Genomic DNA, 15,075 nt, shown 5'->3' with positions numbered 1-15,075 from the left:
GGCCGGGGGCTAACACTCCTGGCCGCCCAGCCTTGCCGTATCGATCTGCGCCTTCAGCGGCAGATGGTCGGAAGCGCGGCGGGCCAGCGGCGTGTCATGCGCCTCTACCGAACGGACCAGTCCGCGCGGGTGGCCCAAGATCCGGTCCAGGCACAGGAAGGGCTGGAAGGCCGGGAAGCTGGGTACGGCCTGGGCACGGCCGAAGACCGGCTCCAGCACCGCGAGAGCCGAGCCATGAGGCCGCCACTCATTGAGGTCGCCGAGCAGCAGCGTCGGCAGGCGGGCACCTTGTCCGGTCTGCATGGCCTCCAGAAGCACCGCCGCTTGCGCCCGCCTCCGCGCTGCCCCGAGGCTGAGATGCGTGGCGAGGAGGCGGAACGGTCCCCAGCCGAGATCCAGCTCGGCCAGGATCGCGCCGCGCGGCTCCAATCCGGCGATGCGAAGACCCACTGCCGGGCGGAGCACCCTGGCATCCCGCCGAAGAAGCACGAGGTTGCTGCGCCAGCCCTGCTCCCCGGGCCTCTCGGACAGTGGCAGCAGGCGCAGCCCCGCCTCACGCTCGATCAAACCCGCGTCCAGCATGTCCTTTCCAGGCCGTAGGTAATGCTGCGCCTCCTGCAGGGCGATCAGGTCGGCGCCAGTCTCGGCGATCACCCGGGCAATGCGATCCGGGCGGAACAGGCCGGCCGGTCCCCGGCCACGATGAATGTTGTAGGTGGCGACCAGCATCTTCCTCAGTCGCCCGGCGCCTCACCGGCCCGCGTCGGGCCATGGGGCGCAGCGGCGACCGCCGGCGCCTGGTCCTCGGCCGGCAGCGGCTCACGCGTCCGGACGAAGGCGGCGGCAAGTGTGGCGCCGAGGGCGGTGAGTGCCACGTCGGTCCATGTGTCCATCCAGTCCCCGATGAGGTGGGTGGCCCATTCGAAGACTTCCCATACGATGCCAAGCGCGACGCCGAATGCGGCGCCGGCCAGCACCAGCCGCGCCTTCGGCCGGTCCAGCCCGTCCGCCTTGAGCAACCCCAGGAAGACCAGCCCGGCCAGCACCCCGTTCAGCAGATGCACCACCTCGTCATAGGGGTTCGCGCCGTAGAACCAGTTCACGCCATAGCCAGGGCTCACCACCAGCGTGGCCAGCACGACGGTGGCATCCAGCCGCCGTGGCAAGGCACGAAGCCGCCAGGGCAGCACCGCCATCCGCTCCCGCGGAGGCAGGATCAGCCCAAGACAGCCAGCCAGCGCCGCGACGCTGCCCAAGGCGGCATTGTGCTTGTCGATCGTCCAGAGCCAGCAGGCCACCGCGGCCAGCAGGGCCAGGCAGGCCCAGGCGAAAGGAGATTGGCGCCGGATATCGTCTCTCGTCAGCAGCGGCACCCGCCGTCCTCCCCTGCCGTCCGGGCCGCCACCCCGTCGCCGCGCAATATCGCTGGCGATGCGCACCGGGCGTGATAGGCCTCGCCTTCGCCATTGGAAGGAAGCTGCCCGATGAAGGTCGCCGTGTTCAGTGCCAAGCGTTACGACCGCGCGATGCTCAGCGAGTTGAACGTGGGGCACGGCCACGCGTTGACCTTCCAGGAGGCGCGGCTGGAACCGGAGACCGTCGCGCTCGCCAGCGGCTATCCGGCCGTCAGCATCTTCGTCAACGACCAGCTGGACGGGGCGGTGCTCGAAACGCTGGCCGCGGGCGGCACGCGGCTGGTCGCCACGCGCTCCACCGGCTTCAACCAGATCGACTTGCACGCCGCCGCACGGCTGGGCATCCGCGTGACGCGGGTGGCGGATTACTCACCCCATTCCGTGGCCGAGTTCACCGTCGGCCTGCTGCTGGCGCTGAACCGCCGCATCCACCGGGCCTATGAGCGCACGCGCAACGGCAATTTCGAGCTGGACGGGCTGATGGGCTTCGATCTGCATGGCCGCACCGTGGGCGTGATCGGCACGGGCAAGATCGGCCGTGTCTTCGCGCGGATCATGGCGGGCTTCGGCTGCCAGCTGCTGGGCCATGATGTCGCGCCCCACCCCGGATTCGAGACGCTGGGCGGCCGCTACGTATCGGCCGAGGTGCTGGCACGAGAATGTGACGTGATCACCCTCCATTGCCCGCTGACCCAGGCCACCCGGCACATCGTGAACGGCTCCTTCCTGGCGCAGGCCAAGCCGGGATTGCTGCTGCTCAATACCAGCCGCGGTGGGCTGGTGGACACGAAGGCGGTGATCGCCGCGTTGAAGAGCCGGCATCTCGGCGGGCTGGCGATCGACGTCTATGAGCAGGAGGCAGGGCTGTTCTTTCAGGACCGTTCCAGCGACATCATCGATGACGATCTGATCCAGCGCCTCGTCTCCTTTCCCAACGTGTTGCTGACCGGCCACCAGGCCTTCTTCACGCGGGAAGCCTTCGGGACGATCTGCGCCACCACACTCGAGAGCATCACGGCCTTCGAGCGAGGGGAGTTCCTGGCGAACGAGGTGCCGCCGCCGGGGTGAAGACTACTGCACGCTGATCTTCTGCTCGCGGATGATCCGGGCCCAGCGGTCCGACTCAGCCGCGATCCGCTCTGCGAATTGGCCCTGCGTGTTCGGCAGGTAGATCAATCCCTGCTCCTCCAGCAGCTTCTTCACCTCCGGTGTACCGGCTGCCGCGGTATAGGCCTCGTAGAGCCGGTCGATGATGGGGCGGGGCGTGCCGACGGGGGTGATCACGGCATACCAGGTGACAACATCCACATCGGGATAGCCTGATTCGATCATGGTCGGCACGTCGGGCAGCTGCGGCAGGCGCTGCGGTGTGGTGACGGCGAGCGCCTTGATCGCGCCGGCCCTGAGCTGCGGCAGCATGAGCGGCAGCGTGTCGAACATGGCGTGCACATCGCCGGTCAGCATGGCCGGCAGGGACTCATTGGTGCCCTTGTAGGGCACGTGCTCCATCTGGACGCCGTCTCGCTCCTTGAACATCTCGAAGATCAGGTGCTGCGCGGTGCCGACGCCGACCGAGGCGGCGTTCATCTTCCCCGGGCGCGACTTCACGAGAGCGATCAGATCCGCGACGCTATTCACCGGCAGATCCTTGTTCACCACCAGCACGAGCGGCGATGCGGCGAACATGGCGACGGGAGTGAGGTCGCGGCGCGCATCATAGGGCATCTCCCTGTAGAGATGCGGGAAGATGGTCAGCGGCCCGAGATTGCCCATGCCGATCGTGTAGCCGTCCGGTGCCGACCTCGCGATTTCCGCCACACCGATGCGCCCTCCCGCACCCGCCTTGAAGTCGTTGACGATGGTGGCACCAAGCCGGCGCGAGACCTGGTCGTTGTAGCCGCGCGCGATCAGGTCGTTCAGCCCGCCCGGCGGCCAGGGGATGATGAAGCGGATGGGCTTGGACGGCCAGGCGCCCTGGGCCAGGGCGGGACGGGCGAGGCCCAGGGCCGGAAGGGTGAGGAGCGCGGCAAGGTCGCGGCGGCGCAGGTCGGACATGGGAATCCCTTGATTCGGGCGCGGTGGGCGCCACTCTGCCGCATCCGCCGAACCGCGCCCATGCGTGGGCGGGAGGATGCGGGGCCGATGCAAGGGATGCACCCCCCATGCCAGCGGCAGTTCGAGCGGCCTTGACCGGAGGGGCGCTGCCGCGCGACCGTCCCGCCATGCAGCCCGATCTCCTGAAGCCCATCGGCGGCCGCGCCGCCTGGACCGGCGCCGACCTCGCCTCCGACCCGAGCTGGGTCTTCCGCCTGGAAGCGCCCGCGATCGCCGAGATCGACGCGGCGTTGGCCGGCATCCGCGCGCGCGGGCTGCCCCTACCCCGCATTCGTGCAGCGGACTTCCCGCTACCGACGGTGCAGCCGCTGCTCGAGACCGTCTCGAAGGAGTTGGAGGAAGGGCGCGGCCTTGTCCGCATTTCCGGCCTGCCGGCTGAGCGCTATTCCGCGGATGACATGAAGGCCGTGTTCTGGGGGATCTGCGCCCATCTCGGCACGCCGTTGCCGCAGAACACCAAGGGCGAGATCCTGGCCGAAGTGCGGGACGAGACCGGCACCGGGGCGGCCGTGACCGGGCCGGATACCACAGGCGCCGTGCCCTCCGCCCGCGCCCGCTCGCGCTCCACCGGTCCGCTACGCTTCCACACGGACAAATGCGACGTGCTGGCTCTGCTTTGCGCCTCCAACGGCATCGCGGGCGGGGAAAGCCGCATCGTCTCCACCGTGGCCATCCATGACGCGCTTGCCGCGCGGCGCCCGGACCTGCTGGAGGTGCTGTACCAGGACTTTCATCGCATGCGCCCCGCCGACGAGGAGGGCGAGGGCCATTCCGACCGCGTCTTCACCATGCCCGTCTTCTCGCGTGGGCCGACGGGCGCCTTCACCAGCCAGTATTCGCGCACCTATGTCGAGATGGCCCATGCCGAACCCGGCGTGCCGCCACTGCGGCCCGAGCAGGTCGAGGCGATGGACGCGCTGGCGGCGATCGCCGACGAGCTTTGCCTGCAGCTGCCCTTCGAGGCCGGGCAGATCCAGCTGATGAACCAGCACGTCACCTATCACGGGCGCACGGCCTATGCGGACGATGCCGCCTCGGGCACGTCCCGCGTGCTGATGCGCATCTGGCTCTCCGCGTCCAACAGCCGGGCGCTGCCTGCGGGCCATGCCGTGCAATGGGGCACCACCGCGCCTGGCGCGGTGCGCGGCGGGGCTATCCCGGGGCGCTCCGCCCTGGCGGCGTGAGGGAGGGGCGCGGCCCCTCACCTCAATCCGGCTGAATCTTCGCCTCGCGCACCACGCGGGTCCATTCATCCAGTTCACGAAGCACACGAGCCTGCATTTCGGCGGGCTGCATGATGCGGATGATGGCGCCCTGCTCCTCCGCGCGGCGGCGGAAGTCGGGTGTGTCCACCACGGCGTTGCAGGCCTCCACCAGGCGCTTCAGCACAGGCGCGGGCGTGCCGGCGGGGGCAAAGACGGCGAACCAGCCGACCACCTCGAGATCCGGCAGGCCGGATTCCGCCAGGGTTGGCACATCCGGCAGGGCGGGATGACGGGTGCCGGCGGTGATGGCGAGTGCCTTCAGCTTGCCCTCGCGCACGAAGGGCATCAGCGGCGGCGGGGTGGTCATCATCATCTGAACGCGGCCGGAGATAAGGTCCTGCGTCGCCGGGCCCGTGCCTCGATAGGGCACATGGGTCATGTCCGTGCCGGTACGCAGCTTCAGAAGTTCAGTGCCCAGATGCTGGAGCGAGCCGGTGCCGGAGGAGGCGTAGTTCATCTTGCCCGGATTGGCCTTGGTATAGGCCACCAGCTCCTGCACCGTGTTCGCCGGCACGGAAGGATGCAGGAAGACCACCTGCGGGGCGTCCAGCAGCAGGGAGACGGGCGCGAAGTCCTTCCGCACGTCGTAGCCGATGTTCGGCACGATGGCGGGCGAGCCGACATGATAGCCGGAATACTGCACCAGCAGCCGCGTGCCGTCGGGCCGCGCCCGCGCCACATCCTGCGTGCCGAGCGCGCCATTGGCGCCTGCCTTGTTCTCCACCACCACCGGCTGGCCGAGTTGGCGTGAGAGTGGCTCAGCCAGGAGGCGCGCGGCGAAATCCGTGGTGCCCGCGGGCGCGGTGGGCACGACGAGGGTGATGGTGTTGGACTGGGCGGATGCGCCGCGGGCGATGAAGGCGGTGGCGAGGCCGGCGACGGCCCCTCGGCGTGTGATGCGCATGGGACGCTCCCCGTTTCGTTGCAAGCAGGATGCCGCATGCGGGGAAATGCCGCCAGTCACGTCGCCGCAGGACCGCCCTGGCGCGGCGGTGCTCAGGGGAAAGGCATGTCCGTGATAGCGCATGTATCGACCTGCCGCCGCTCGGACGCCTGTCCGTTTCCGTAGACCACGCGGACATCGTTGACGCATTGGCCCTGCGGCAGCCGGAGGATCACGCTGCCGCCAGGCGGCAGGATGCTCTGGCCGAGATGATCGGCGCCCCAGTTCGATTCCGAGGAGGCGGACACGTAGATTTCGCGGATCGCGATCTTGCCGTTGTTGCCGAGCCTGAAGGACGGATCCGCCGAGGATGCGGCAGCCGTCTGCTGGCCCCGGGAGCCGCCATCCGGGGCTGGCGACTGAGGGCGGCCCTGCTGCTGCCGGAACATGTGCTGCTGCAGCATCCGCTCATTGGCGGTGCCGAGCATGGAGCCCTGAGGGTTGTTGAAGGTCGTGCCGCCGGAGCCGTTCGGAAGCCAGTATTGCTGGGCGGCGGCAGGCCAGGGCATGGCGAAGGCGGCGGCCAGCCCGCCGCAAGCGAGCAGGGTGAACGCGGACACTTTCACGGCGTGGCTTCCTTTGGAGGCAGCTTGGAGGTTGCGGCCGCCTATCCCTCCGTTCCGCCCACGCATCAAGTCACATTCGCGCCGCACGCAGCTAGGCGGCGGCCGGATCGCCCGGCGCCGTCTCCCAGGCCAGGCCGACCAGCGCCACCACGCGCCTTCCGCCGGCCGCCGGGCGCGTGACGATCAGACCCTGTTCCTCAATCCACCCCAGCAGGCGCCGCGCCCGGCCGGCGGAACGGCTGCCATAGGCGCGCGCGATGGCCGCATCCGATGGACAGGGCAGGCCCTGGCGCGCCGCATGGGCCAGAAGCAGGAAGACGCCCTGCGTGTCCTCGGGAAGACTGTCGGCCCGGGCGGCGGCCTCGGGCCAGCCGGGGTCGTTCGCGGCCTCGGGCGGCACGCCGGCGCGGGCCACGGCGAGCATGCGGCGGAAGGAGGGCAGTTCGGGCGGCTTGCCGGGCACGGCATGGATGCGAAGGCGCACCAGGAGGTCCTGGTAAAGCACACCGATGGGCCGGAAGGCGGCATCGGGCTCGGCCAGCATGTCGTGCAGGATGGCGCGGGTCCGGGCCTCCCGCTCGGCCACCTCCTCCGGCGAGGGTTCCGGCTCGGCCACGCGGGTGGTGGCGGGACGCGCATTAGCGGAGGCCTGTGCGAGCTGGGCCAGGATGTCCTGCGGCGGCGCCGGCGGCGCGCGCCGCGCCGGGCGGGGCGCGACCGGGCCGGGGGCCGCAAGGATCAGCTCGCGGGCTTCTTCCGGGGCCGTCTGGGGCAGCGGGGTCAGCGACGGTCCGGAACCGCGACTCTCCGTCTCCACCGCGCCGATGCGGATGGCCAGCGGGCGGCGGGACAGGGCCGGGCCGAGTCCGATGAAATGGCCGCGCTGGAGGTCACGGAACTGCTCCGCCTGGCGCCGTTCCATGCCTAGCAGGTCGGCGGCGCGGGCCATGTCGATATCGAGGAAGGTGCGGCCCATCAGGAAGTTCGAAGCCTCGGCCGCCACGTTCTTGGCCAGCTTTGCCAGGCGCTGCGTCGCGATGATGCCAGCCAGCCCGCGCTTGCGGCCACGGCACATCAGGTCCGTCATGGCAGAGAGCGAGGCGCGGCGCGCGTCGTCCGTGGTGTCGCCACCGGCTGCGGGGGCGAAAAGCTGCGCCTCGTCCACCACCACCAGCATCGGGGTCCAGTGGTCGCGCTCGGCGTCGAACAGCCCGCCCAGGAAGGCGGCGGCGTGGCGGAGCTGGCGGTCGGTCTCGAGCCCCTCAAGGTTCAGCACGACCGAGACGCGGTGGCGACGCACGCGGTCCCCGGCGGCGGCCATGGCTTCCTCGGCATGGGCGGCGGCATCGATCACTAAATGGCCGAAGCGGTCGGCGAGCGAGGTGAAGTCGCCCTCGGGGTCGATCACGGCCTGCTGCACCCAGGGGGCGGATTGCTCCATCAGCCGGCGCAGAAGGTGGGACTTGCCGCTGCCCGAATTTCCCTGAACTAGGAGGCGGGTCGCGAGAAGCTCCTCCAGGTCCATCATCCCGCCGGCGCCTGTATTCGTGCGCCCCAATTCGATGCCGATCGTCATACTCCGCTCCGCCCGCACGCCCGCAGCGCGGGGGCGGCTCCTATAGCGGATCGGGCTGGGCTGTGCAGGCCGCTGCGGGCTGAGGCGGCGCGAGACCGGGTTCTGTGGGCAAGCAGGTCACAGTCTCCCGCGCATGCTCCGCCCGGCTGCCGTGCAGTGTCGTCCGGCATCACGCGCGCCATGCCGAAATCATGTGCCAGGCGCCTACTGCCCCTGGCCCTGCGACAGCCGAGCCACGCAGGCATACCAGTCCCGGCCCGACACGCCGGCATCCGGCACGGAAAGCGTGGGGGCGGAGACGCCCCGGCCAATCACGCTCACGGTGCCGCCGCCAAGCAGGTCACGGATCCGCCCCTCCCCCGCGTCGTTGAGCGGCATGCTGGCCGAGGCGGCGCGGCGCCCATCCGTGCGGCCAGGGAGCTGCCAACCGCCGCCGTCGCCGCTGAAGGCAAGGCGCAGCGGGCCGCCAGCCGGGAGGCTCCGGCCGGGCGCGCTCAGCGAGAAACTGGCCTGGCGGCCCGGGCCGGCGGTGATGCCGAGCGTCATGTCCCGATGCGCCACGCGGGCGGTGCAGCGGTCGCCGACAATGCCGAAGGACCAGGCACCCTCAACCTCGGCGGGCGTCGCCGGTGCCGGTGCCGGTGCCGGCGCACGGGTCACCGGGCGCCTCGGCGCCTGGGGCGGCGCCGCCTGGCAGGCCGCGAGCGCGAGGAAAAGGGAGAGCAGGAGGGGCGAGGGCCGGTTCATGATGGCGCCTCACCTAGCATGAAGTGCTGCCACGGGCTCGCCGTGTACCGGCGCGCGGCGCGCGAAACCGTCAGCACGCGCCAGGCATAGAGGCCGGGCTTGCTGGGGCGGACAACCTGCTGGTCCGGCGCCTCCGCATAGGCAGCGAAGACCTCCCTCGGGGCGCCCCCCCCGCCTTCGACGGCCACGACCTCGACGAAGCAGCAGCCGGGCCGCGCCTCCACAGGGGCGCGCCAGGAGAGGGCAATACCCTGCTGCGCCGCCTCCGTGGGCAGCAGCGCACCATTCGGCGGGCTGGCCGGGGTGACGGCCTCCGGTGCGGACGCATCAGGGTCCTCGGCAGGTTCCGGACGTTCGTCGCGCGCAGTCGCCGCGGCGGGCAGGCCCACCTCAATGGCGCCGGGCCGCGGGAGCGTGGCGCCGACTGGCCCGAGCCGCGGCACCGCTTGGCCAAGCTGGGTCGCGCTAACCTGCTGGACCCGCAGCGCGGCCTCGCGATCTTCGTGGAAGAAGTAGCTGACCACTGGCTCCCCGGGTGCACGCGAGATCGGGAAGGGTTCGCCGACGGAAAGACCCGCTCCGCGCAGCTCACCGGAAAGGTCGGCGGCGCGCTGCGAGGCCTCGGCCGTGCCGCGGGGATAGGTGATGACGACCCGGACCATGGCGCCGGAGGGCAATGGGGCAGAGGCAGCCTGCTGCCCGCCGGCGCCTTCGGGGGCCTCGAGCCCGCCGGGCGGAGCGTCGGCCGCTTGCGCAGCATCCGCCGTCCCTGGGTCGGTCCAGGCCGGCCTCGGTGCCGTGAAATCTTCCGCTGTGGGCCGGTCGGTCGCGGTGAACGGCCTGTCGGGAGCCTGGGGCAGACCCGGTCCGCCCGGTCGTGCCGGGAAGACAAGCCAAGCAATTGCGGCGCCGATTACGAGAATGGCCGCCACGGCCGCGATGCGCTCGTTCCACGACCCGGGCAAGCCGCGCCCAACCGGCGCTTCAGACATCGGCGGTTCCGAGGCGCGGGTCGGCGGCCCTTCCGGAGGCGGTTCGTCCGAAGGCTCGGTTTCCCGGCGCGACGGCGGGGGCGGCGGCTCGGCCCTTGGGGCCTGCTCGGAGGGAGGTGGGACCGCATTTCGCGCCGACGGCCCGTCGGCCGGGAAGTCTGCGCGGAACGCCGCTGCCTCGTTCACGTGCTCCGCCTCGACCTGCTGCGCGCCCGCCATGTCGGCCACCAGGAAACTGGCCCCGGTCAGCAGGTTCAGCCGCCCCGGGATGCCGCCGGCCTGCTCCGCCAGCGCGGTCAGCGCGCCCTTGGACAAGCGTCTCCGCTCCAGCCCCATACGGCCGAGGCGAAGGGCGACATAGGCCGGGATTTCGGTCGCCCTCAGGGGTTCCAACTCCACGACCCGGTGCGGCAGGGATGCCAGCCTTCCGGCGAAGCCCGGCCGGCCGACGAGCACGGCAAAGCCCGTCACGCGGTACGCCAGCTGCTTCAGCGCGGCATCGTCCAACCGGTCCGCTTCATCGATGAGCAGCACCTGTGCCGGGGTCGCGCCATGGGTCCATTCGTCGCCCTGCAGCCGCTGGACGTGGAACTCGGGCGACCGGAGCGAATGCTCGATATCCTGCAGAAGCAGGCTCTTGCCGACCCCGGTTGGGCCGAGGAGCGCGATGAGATGCTCGCCGGCCGCGAAGGCTTCCAGGATGTCACGACGCGCTGCCGTCCAGGCCGCATGCGGCACAGGAGCCGCGCCGCTCGCGGCTTGAGGAGTCGAAATCGGGCCATCCACCATCTTTGTCTATGTGACCGAAGGTTGTGGCGCTCACAATACCCTTGCGCGTGCACGGAGCCCTCGATGCGGCGACGTGGTGCGGCGGAAACCGTGCCGGCGGAGCGCCCTCGCGCGCCCTGCCTGCTATGCTGCCGGAATGGACCGACTCCTGATCACCGGCGCCCGCGTTCTCCTGCCCGACGCGACCGCCGCGCCGCACCGCGAGATCGTTGTGGAGGGTGGCCGCATCGCCGCCCTGCTGCCGCCCGGTACCGCGGTGGAGGATGCTGCTCGGCACGACGCTGCCGGCCGGCTGGTCATCCCCGGCCTGGTCAATGGCCATACCCATGGGCATGGCGGCCTTTCCAAGGGCATGGGCGACAAATGGGACCTGGCGTTGCTGCTGACCCACGCTCCCTGGATCGGCGGGCATCGCGGGCTGGAGGAGAAGCGCCTCGCCACCATGTTGACCGCGGTGGAGATGCTGCGGAAGGGCTGCACCGCCGGTTATGATCTGGCCTTCGAATTCCCTGGCCCGACGATGGAAGGGCTGCAGGCCATGGCGGAGGCCTACCGTGCCGTCGGGCTGCGCGCCGTGCTGGCGCCGATGGTGGCCGACCTCACCTTCTTCCAGGCAACGCCCGGCCTGATTTTGGCCCTGCCGGAGGAGTTCCGCGCCCGCGCCGCGGGGCTGTCCATGATGCGCGGGGAGGATGTGCTGGAGGCCATCCATCACGCCGCCTGCGGCTGGCGTGGGGATGACGTGCGGCTAGGCTGCGCCCCCACCATTCCCCTGCACTGCTCCGACGACTTCCTGGAGGGCTGTCGCGATCTCGCCGCCGAGCATGGGATGCTCATGCAGACCCATGTGGCCGAGGCCCGCTACCAGGCAGGGGGCGGGCTGGAACGCTATGGGACCTCGTTGCTCGCGCATATGGACCGGCTGGGGCTGGTGGGACCGCGCTTCAGCGTGGCGCATGGTGTCTGGCTGACGGACGCCGATCTCGCACTGATGGCGGAGCGCGGCGCCGGGCTTTCGCACAATCCGGGATCGAACATGCGGCTCGCCTCCGGCATCGCCCCGGCCCGGGCAGCGATCCGGGCGGGGGTGACGGTGGGTCTGGGCACGGATGGCTCCGGCTCGTCCGATAACCAGAACATGTTCGAGGCGATGAGGCTGGCCGCCTTCGCCTCCCGCCTCTGGGAAGACGCGACGGAGGAAGACTGGCTCGGCACCGCCGAGACGGTGCGGCTCGCGACCGAAGGTTCGGCGAAGCTGCTGGGGCTTGATGCCGGGGCAATCGCGCCGGGGAAGCTGGCCGATCTAGTCTTCCTCGACCTTTCACACGTGAACTGGGCACCGCTGAACGATGCCGCCAACCAACTCGTCTGGACCGAGGACGGCTCGGCAATCCGCGAGGTGATGGTGGGCGGCGATTGGAAGCTGCGCGACGGGCGCGTGCTGGGCGTCGACGAGGCGGCTCTGGCGCGCCAGGCACAGGAGGCGGCGGATCGGCTGGCAGGGCTCAACACAGGGATGCGGGAATGGTGCGAGGCGGTGGCCCCGCATGTCTCCTGCCATTGCCGCGCGCTGGGGTCGCGCTTCACCCAGGCAAGGCGGCTGCTGCGGGCCGATTGAGCGGCGGGCTATTCCGCCGCCAGCCGGGCCTCCGCGCCGCGGGCTGCAATCGCCTGCCAAACCTTCTCCGGCGTCAGCGGCATGTCGAGATGTGCCAGCGCCAGCGCGTCGCAGACGGCCGAGACGATGGCGGGTGGCGCCCCGCAGGCGTCCCCCTCCCCTGCTCCCTTCACGCCGAGCTCGTTGGTCGGGGTCGGCACGACATTCAGCGCAAGATCGAAGTCGCAGGCGTCGCCCGCACGCGGCATGCAGTAGTCCTGGAATGTGCTGGTGAGGAACTGGCCGCTTTCGGGGTCGTAGCGCGCCTCCTCCATCAGCGCATGGCCGATGCCGGTCATGATGCCGCCATGCATCTGCCCGTGGACGAGCATCGGGTTGATGACATTGCCCACATCATCTACCGCCGCGTAGCGGACGAGCGTGACGGCGCCCGTCTCGGGGTCCACCTCCACCTCGGCCACATGGCAGCCATTGGGGAAGTTGCATTCGGTGTCACGCATATAAGTCAGCGCCTCGTCCAGCCCGGGCAGCTCGCCCTCCGGCAGCTGCGCCGGATCATGCGCGGCGACCAGCACGCGCGGCCAGTCGAGGACGAGGTCAGTGCCAGCGACGCGGAAGCAGCCATCCGCCAGCTCCACATCCTCGGGCGCCGCCTCCAGCAGATGTGCGGCGATGCGCCGCGCCTTATCCGCCACCGCATCGCTCGCGCGCAGCACGGCGACGCCGCCCATCTGGGAGGAACGCGAGCCGCCTGTACCCGTGCCCTGCTCGACCTCGTCGGTGTCGCCCTGGATGAAGACGATGTCCTTCGGGTCCAGCCCCAGGCGCTCGGCCACGATCTGCGCGAAGGCGGTCTCATGGCCCTGGCCATGGCTGAAAGTACCGACGCGGATCTCCGCCCTGCCATCCGGCGCAATCCGTAGCCGCGCCCATTCGCTGGGCATCCCACCCGACGCCTCAATGAAATAGCCGAGGCCAATGCCGCGCAGCCTTTCACGCGCCCGCGCCTCGGCACGGCGCGCCGGGAAGGCCTCCCAATCCGCTATCCGGAGCGCCATGGCCTGGGTGGCCGGGAAGTCGCCGCGGTCGATGACGTTGCCCACCACGTTGCGGTAAGGCATCTGCTCCGGGCGGACATAGTTGCGGCGCCGCACCTCGTCGCGACCCATGCGGAAGGCGAGCGCGGCCTGATCGAAGAGACGCTCCATGATATAGGCGGTCTCGGGGCGCCCGGCGCCGCGGAAGCTGTCGGTGGGCACGGTGTTGGTGAAGACGCAGCGCACCTGGTTGTTGATGGCCTGTACGTCATAGACCGTGCCCGTGACCCGTGCCCCGCCCGAGGTCGGCACGCGCGGCCCCATGTCCTGCAGATGGGCCCCCATTCCGGCGAGGGTGCGGATGCGGACGCCCAGGCAGCGGGCCTTCATCCAGCGCCATTTCCGCCCGCGTCACCTGGTCGCGGCCATGTGGATCGGACTGAAAAGTCTCGGTGCGGCCCGCCAGCCATTTCACCGACTGGCCGAGGCGGCGTGCGGCCCAGAGCACCATGGCATTCTCCGGCATCAGCTTGCCGCGCACGCCGAAGCCGCCGCCCACATCGGGCGAGACCACCCGCAGCATCTCCGGCGGAACCTTCAGCGCGTGCCTGGCGAGGTTGTCGCGCACGCGATGCGCACCTTGGCTCGGGCCGTGGAAGACATAGCGCCCGGCGGCGGCATCTCATTCGCCGAGCGCGACGCGCGGCTCCATCGGATTGCCCACCATGCGGTTGTTCACCAGCTCGACGGATACGACGCGATGCGCCTGCGCGAAGGCTGCCTCCGTCTCCTCGAAGCGGCCGCTGTCCCAAAGCACGGCGGTGTTGTCCGCCCGCCCCTCCCAGATCACAGGCGCGCCGGGCGCGGCTGCGGCCGATGTATTGGTGACGGCGGGCAGCGGATCGTATTCGACCTCCACCAGCTCGGCGGCATCCAGCGCCTGCTGCCGGGTTTCGGCCACGACAAGGACCACCGGGTCGCCGACATAGCGCACGCGCGCGGCCTGCAGGTTCCATGATGGGGGCAACCACCGTGCCCGCCGGGGGTCGCCGACATAGCGCACGCGCGCGGCCTGCAGGACGGCCCGCTTTGGATCGAAGAGCGGAACGTCGCGGCCGGGCACGTCGACGAGGGTAGGAAGCGGCCCGATACCGTCCGCTTCCGCGTCCCGCCCCGTCAGCACCGCCAGGACGCCGGGTGCGGCCTTCGCGACCGCCGTGCCGATGGAGACGATACGCGCATGGGCGTGGGGGGAGCGGAGGATTACCGCCTGGGCGCAGCCGGGCGGGTCTAGGTCGTCGGTGTAGCGACCACGGCCGGTGAGGAGGCGGACGTCTTCGCGCCGCCGCACCGGCTAGCCGATCCCGTACTTCTCAACCCGCCCCTCCACCGATTGTTCCGGGCAGTATAGGGCGGGAGCGGAAGGCCGAAAGGCGGGGTCAGGCGACCCCGCCGAGTTTCAGCGGGCAACCTCCTCGATGGAGTAGCCAAAGGCGGCAACGCCTTCCGAGAGGTAGTCGCCGAACAATTCCATGCCGGTGAGGTATTCCGCCGCGGTACCGCTCTCGTTACGCTCCTTGGCCAGGCGGAGCGCCTCATCCCATTCTGTGGTGTCGTAATCCCCGCGGCCGATCCAGGTCAGGGCGATCAGCGCGGCCTGCTCGTCCTCGTTCAGCTCATCGATCAGGCCTTTCAAGGTATCCGCCAGGGCATCCGGGTCGTTCTCGTCCGGCACCTCCTCGTCCTGAACGTCCTCGTTATTTGCTTCTTCTTCCAATTCGCCGACGGCGCGGGCGGCATCGATGATGCCCGCGATAGTCGCGAGGCTGACGACGAGATCTACCTCGTCATCGGGGTCGGAACGGTCGCTCATCTTCGCCGCCTCTCATCGATTGCTCGGGTTGTCCGCCAACGCGGTAGAGTGGCCGAGGCTGCGGAGCAGTTGCGCGATTTCCGCAGCCAAGGGTCGTGCGGTGCCTGTGCCGCAACACTGTGGCTGCCGCTCCTGCGTC

General features: G+C 70.2%; 15 protein-coding genes. 3 read left to right on the top strand and 12 right to left on the bottom strand.

Annotated elements, in window-relative coordinates; genetic code table 11:
• Positions 1–9 precede the first annotated feature (9 nt).
• Positions 10–729 (bottom strand): endonuclease/exonuclease/phosphatase family protein, encoded by a 720-nt coding sequence (locus GSE44_RS11205; RefSeq protein WP_159348884.1) that lies wholly within the window; start codon positions 727–729, stop codon positions 10–12.
• A 5-nt stretch (positions 730–734) separates the two neighbouring features.
• Positions 735–1,373, bottom strand: coding sequence for a hypothetical protein (locus GSE44_RS11200; RefSeq protein ID WP_159348883.1), 639 nt, complete (start codon positions 1,371–1,373; stop codon positions 735–737).
• Positions 1,374–1,484: 111 nt separating this feature from the next.
• On the opposite strand from GSE44_RS11200, the gene GSE44_RS11195 reads away from it, so the two are divergent.
• Complete coding sequence (locus tag GSE44_RS11195; RefSeq protein ID WP_159348882.1) at positions 1,485–2,483, top strand: 2-hydroxyacid dehydrogenase; 999 nt, start codon at positions 1,485–1,487, stop codon at positions 2,481–2,483.
• Positions 2,484–2,486: 3 nt separating this feature from the next.
• Here GSE44_RS11195 and GSE44_RS11190 read toward each other — a convergent pair whose 3' ends face one another.
• Positions 2,487–3,470, bottom strand: coding sequence for a Bug family tripartite tricarboxylate transporter substrate binding protein (locus GSE44_RS11190; protein ID WP_159348881.1), 984 nt, complete (start codon positions 3,468–3,470; stop codon positions 2,487–2,489).
• A gap of 107 nt (positions 3,471–3,577) precedes the next feature.
• Here GSE44_RS11190 and GSE44_RS11185 point away from each other — a divergent pair, with 107 nt between their 5' ends.
• Positions 3,578–4,714, top strand: a complete 1,137-nt coding sequence (locus GSE44_RS11185) for a TauD/TfdA family dioxygenase (protein WP_235924724.1) — start codon at positions 3,578–3,580, stop codon at positions 4,712–4,714.
• 22 nt (positions 4,715–4,736) lie between these two features.
• Here GSE44_RS11185 and GSE44_RS11180 read toward each other — a convergent pair whose 3' ends face one another.
• The 5 genes from GSE44_RS11180 to GSE44_RS11160 form a co-directional block, all read right to left on the bottom strand.
• The gene (locus GSE44_RS11180) at positions 4,737–5,699 is read right to left on the bottom strand and encodes a Bug family tripartite tricarboxylate transporter substrate binding protein (RefSeq protein ID WP_159348880.1); all 963 of its coding nucleotides are present in this window, start codon (positions 5,697–5,699) and stop codon (positions 4,737–4,739) included.
• A gap of 92 nt (positions 5,700–5,791) precedes the next feature.
• Entirely contained in the window at positions 5,792–6,304 is a 513-nt protein-coding gene (locus GSE44_RS11175; protein WP_159348879.1) for a hypothetical protein, read from the bottom strand.
• A 91-nt stretch (positions 6,305–6,395) separates the two neighbouring features.
• Positions 6,396–7,880 carry an ATP-binding protein gene (locus GSE44_RS11170; protein ID WP_159348878.1) on the bottom strand — a complete coding sequence of 495 codons (1,485 nt, stop codon included), beginning with the start codon at positions 7,878–7,880 and terminating at the stop codon, positions 6,396–6,398.
• A 204-nt stretch (positions 7,881–8,084) separates the two neighbouring features.
• Positions 8,085–8,627, bottom strand: coding sequence for a hypothetical protein (locus tag GSE44_RS11165; protein WP_159348877.1), 543 nt, complete (start codon positions 8,625–8,627; stop codon positions 8,085–8,087).
• On the bottom strand, positions 8,624–10,357 hold the full coding sequence (locus GSE44_RS11160) for a hypothetical protein (RefSeq protein WP_159348876.1): 1,734 nt from the start codon (positions 10,355–10,357) through the stop codon (positions 8,624–8,626). The genes GSE44_RS11165 and GSE44_RS11160 overlap by 4 nt, the downstream gene beginning before the upstream one ends.
• A gap of 187 nt (positions 10,358–10,544) precedes the next feature.
• Here GSE44_RS11160 and GSE44_RS11155 point away from each other — a divergent pair, with 187 nt between their 5' ends.
• Entirely contained in the window at positions 10,545–12,026 is a 1,482-nt protein-coding gene (locus GSE44_RS11155; RefSeq protein ID WP_159348875.1) for an amidohydrolase family protein, read from the top strand.
• Positions 12,027–12,034: 8 nt separating this feature from the next.
• Here the strand turns inward: GSE44_RS11155 and GSE44_RS11150 are convergent, their stop codons facing one another.
• The 4 genes from GSE44_RS11150 to GSE44_RS11145 all read right to left on the bottom strand — a co-directional run bounded on the left by GSE44_RS11150 (position 12,035) and on the right by GSE44_RS11145 (position 14,936).
• On the bottom strand, positions 12,035–13,387 hold the full coding sequence (locus GSE44_RS11150) for a xanthine dehydrogenase family protein molybdopterin-binding subunit (RefSeq protein ID WP_268893653.1): 1,353 nt from the start codon (positions 13,385–13,387) through the stop codon (positions 12,035–12,037).
• Positions 13,332–13,691 (bottom strand): molybdopterin cofactor-binding domain-containing protein, encoded by a 360-nt coding sequence (locus GSE44_RS26230; protein WP_268893650.1) that lies wholly within the window; start codon positions 13,689–13,691, stop codon positions 13,332–13,334. The genes GSE44_RS11150 and GSE44_RS26230 overlap by 56 nt, the downstream gene beginning before the upstream one ends.
• Before the next feature lie 54 nt (positions 13,692–13,745).
• On the bottom strand, positions 13,746–14,414 hold the full coding sequence (locus GSE44_RS25675) for a xanthine dehydrogenase family protein molybdopterin-binding subunit (protein ID WP_235924723.1): 669 nt from the start codon (positions 14,412–14,414) through the stop codon (positions 13,746–13,748).
• A gap of 108 nt (positions 14,415–14,522) precedes the next feature.
• Positions 14,523–14,936 (bottom strand): DUF3775 domain-containing protein, encoded by a 414-nt coding sequence (locus GSE44_RS11145; protein ID WP_159348874.1) that lies wholly within the window; start codon positions 14,934–14,936, stop codon positions 14,523–14,525.
• Positions 14,937–15,075 lie beyond the last annotated feature (139 nt).

Origin of the sequence: Muricoccus harenae (assembly GCF_009848505.1) — a bacterium.
Classification (GTDB): Bacteria; Pseudomonadota; Alphaproteobacteria; order Acetobacterales; family Acetobacteraceae; genus Roseomonas; species Roseomonas harenae.
Note: the sequence above shows the minus strand (reverse complement) of the source record. Positions and strands in the feature narration are given on the sequence as shown.

What these genes read in the sequence shown, in the direction of transcription:
- GSE44_RS11185 (WP_235924724.1), top strand. Translation starts at nt 3,578, where the DNA reads ATGCCAGCGGCAGTTCGAGCGGCCTTGACCGGAGGGGCGCTGCCGCGC.
- GSE44_RS11205 (WP_159348884.1), bottom strand. Translation starts at nt 729, where the DNA reads ATGCTGGTCGCCACCTACAACATTCATCGTGGCCGGGGACCGGCCGGC.
- GSE44_RS11195 (WP_159348882.1), top strand. Translation starts at nt 1,485, where the DNA reads ATGAAGGTCGCCGTGTTCAGTGCCAAGCGTTACGACCGCGCGATGCTC.
- GSE44_RS11145 (WP_159348874.1), bottom strand. Translation starts at nt 14,936, where the DNA reads ATGAGCGACCGTTCCGACCCCGATGACGAGGTAGATCTCGTCGTCAGC.
- GSE44_RS11155 (WP_159348875.1), top strand. Translation starts at nt 10,545, where the DNA reads ATGGACCGACTCCTGATCACCGGCGCCCGCGTTCTCCTGCCCGACGCG.
- GSE44_RS11150 (WP_268893653.1), bottom strand. Translation starts at nt 13,387, where the DNA reads ATGGGGCCGCGCGTGCCGACCTCGGGCGGGGCACGGGTCACGGGCACG.
- GSE44_RS11165 (WP_159348877.1), bottom strand. Translation starts at nt 8,627, where the DNA reads ATGAACCGGCCCTCGCCCCTCCTGCTCTCCCTTTTCCTCGCGCTCGCG.
- GSE44_RS11170 (WP_159348878.1), bottom strand. Translation starts at nt 7,880, where the DNA reads ATGACGATCGGCATCGAATTGGGGCGCACGAATACAGGCGCCGGCGGG.
- GSE44_RS11190 (WP_159348881.1), bottom strand. Translation starts at nt 3,470, where the DNA reads ATGTCCGACCTGCGCCGCCGCGACCTTGCCGCGCTCCTCACCCTTCCG.
- GSE44_RS11180 (WP_159348880.1), bottom strand. Translation starts at nt 5,699, where the DNA reads ATGCGCATCACACGCCGAGGGGCCGTCGCCGGCCTCGCCACCGCCTTC.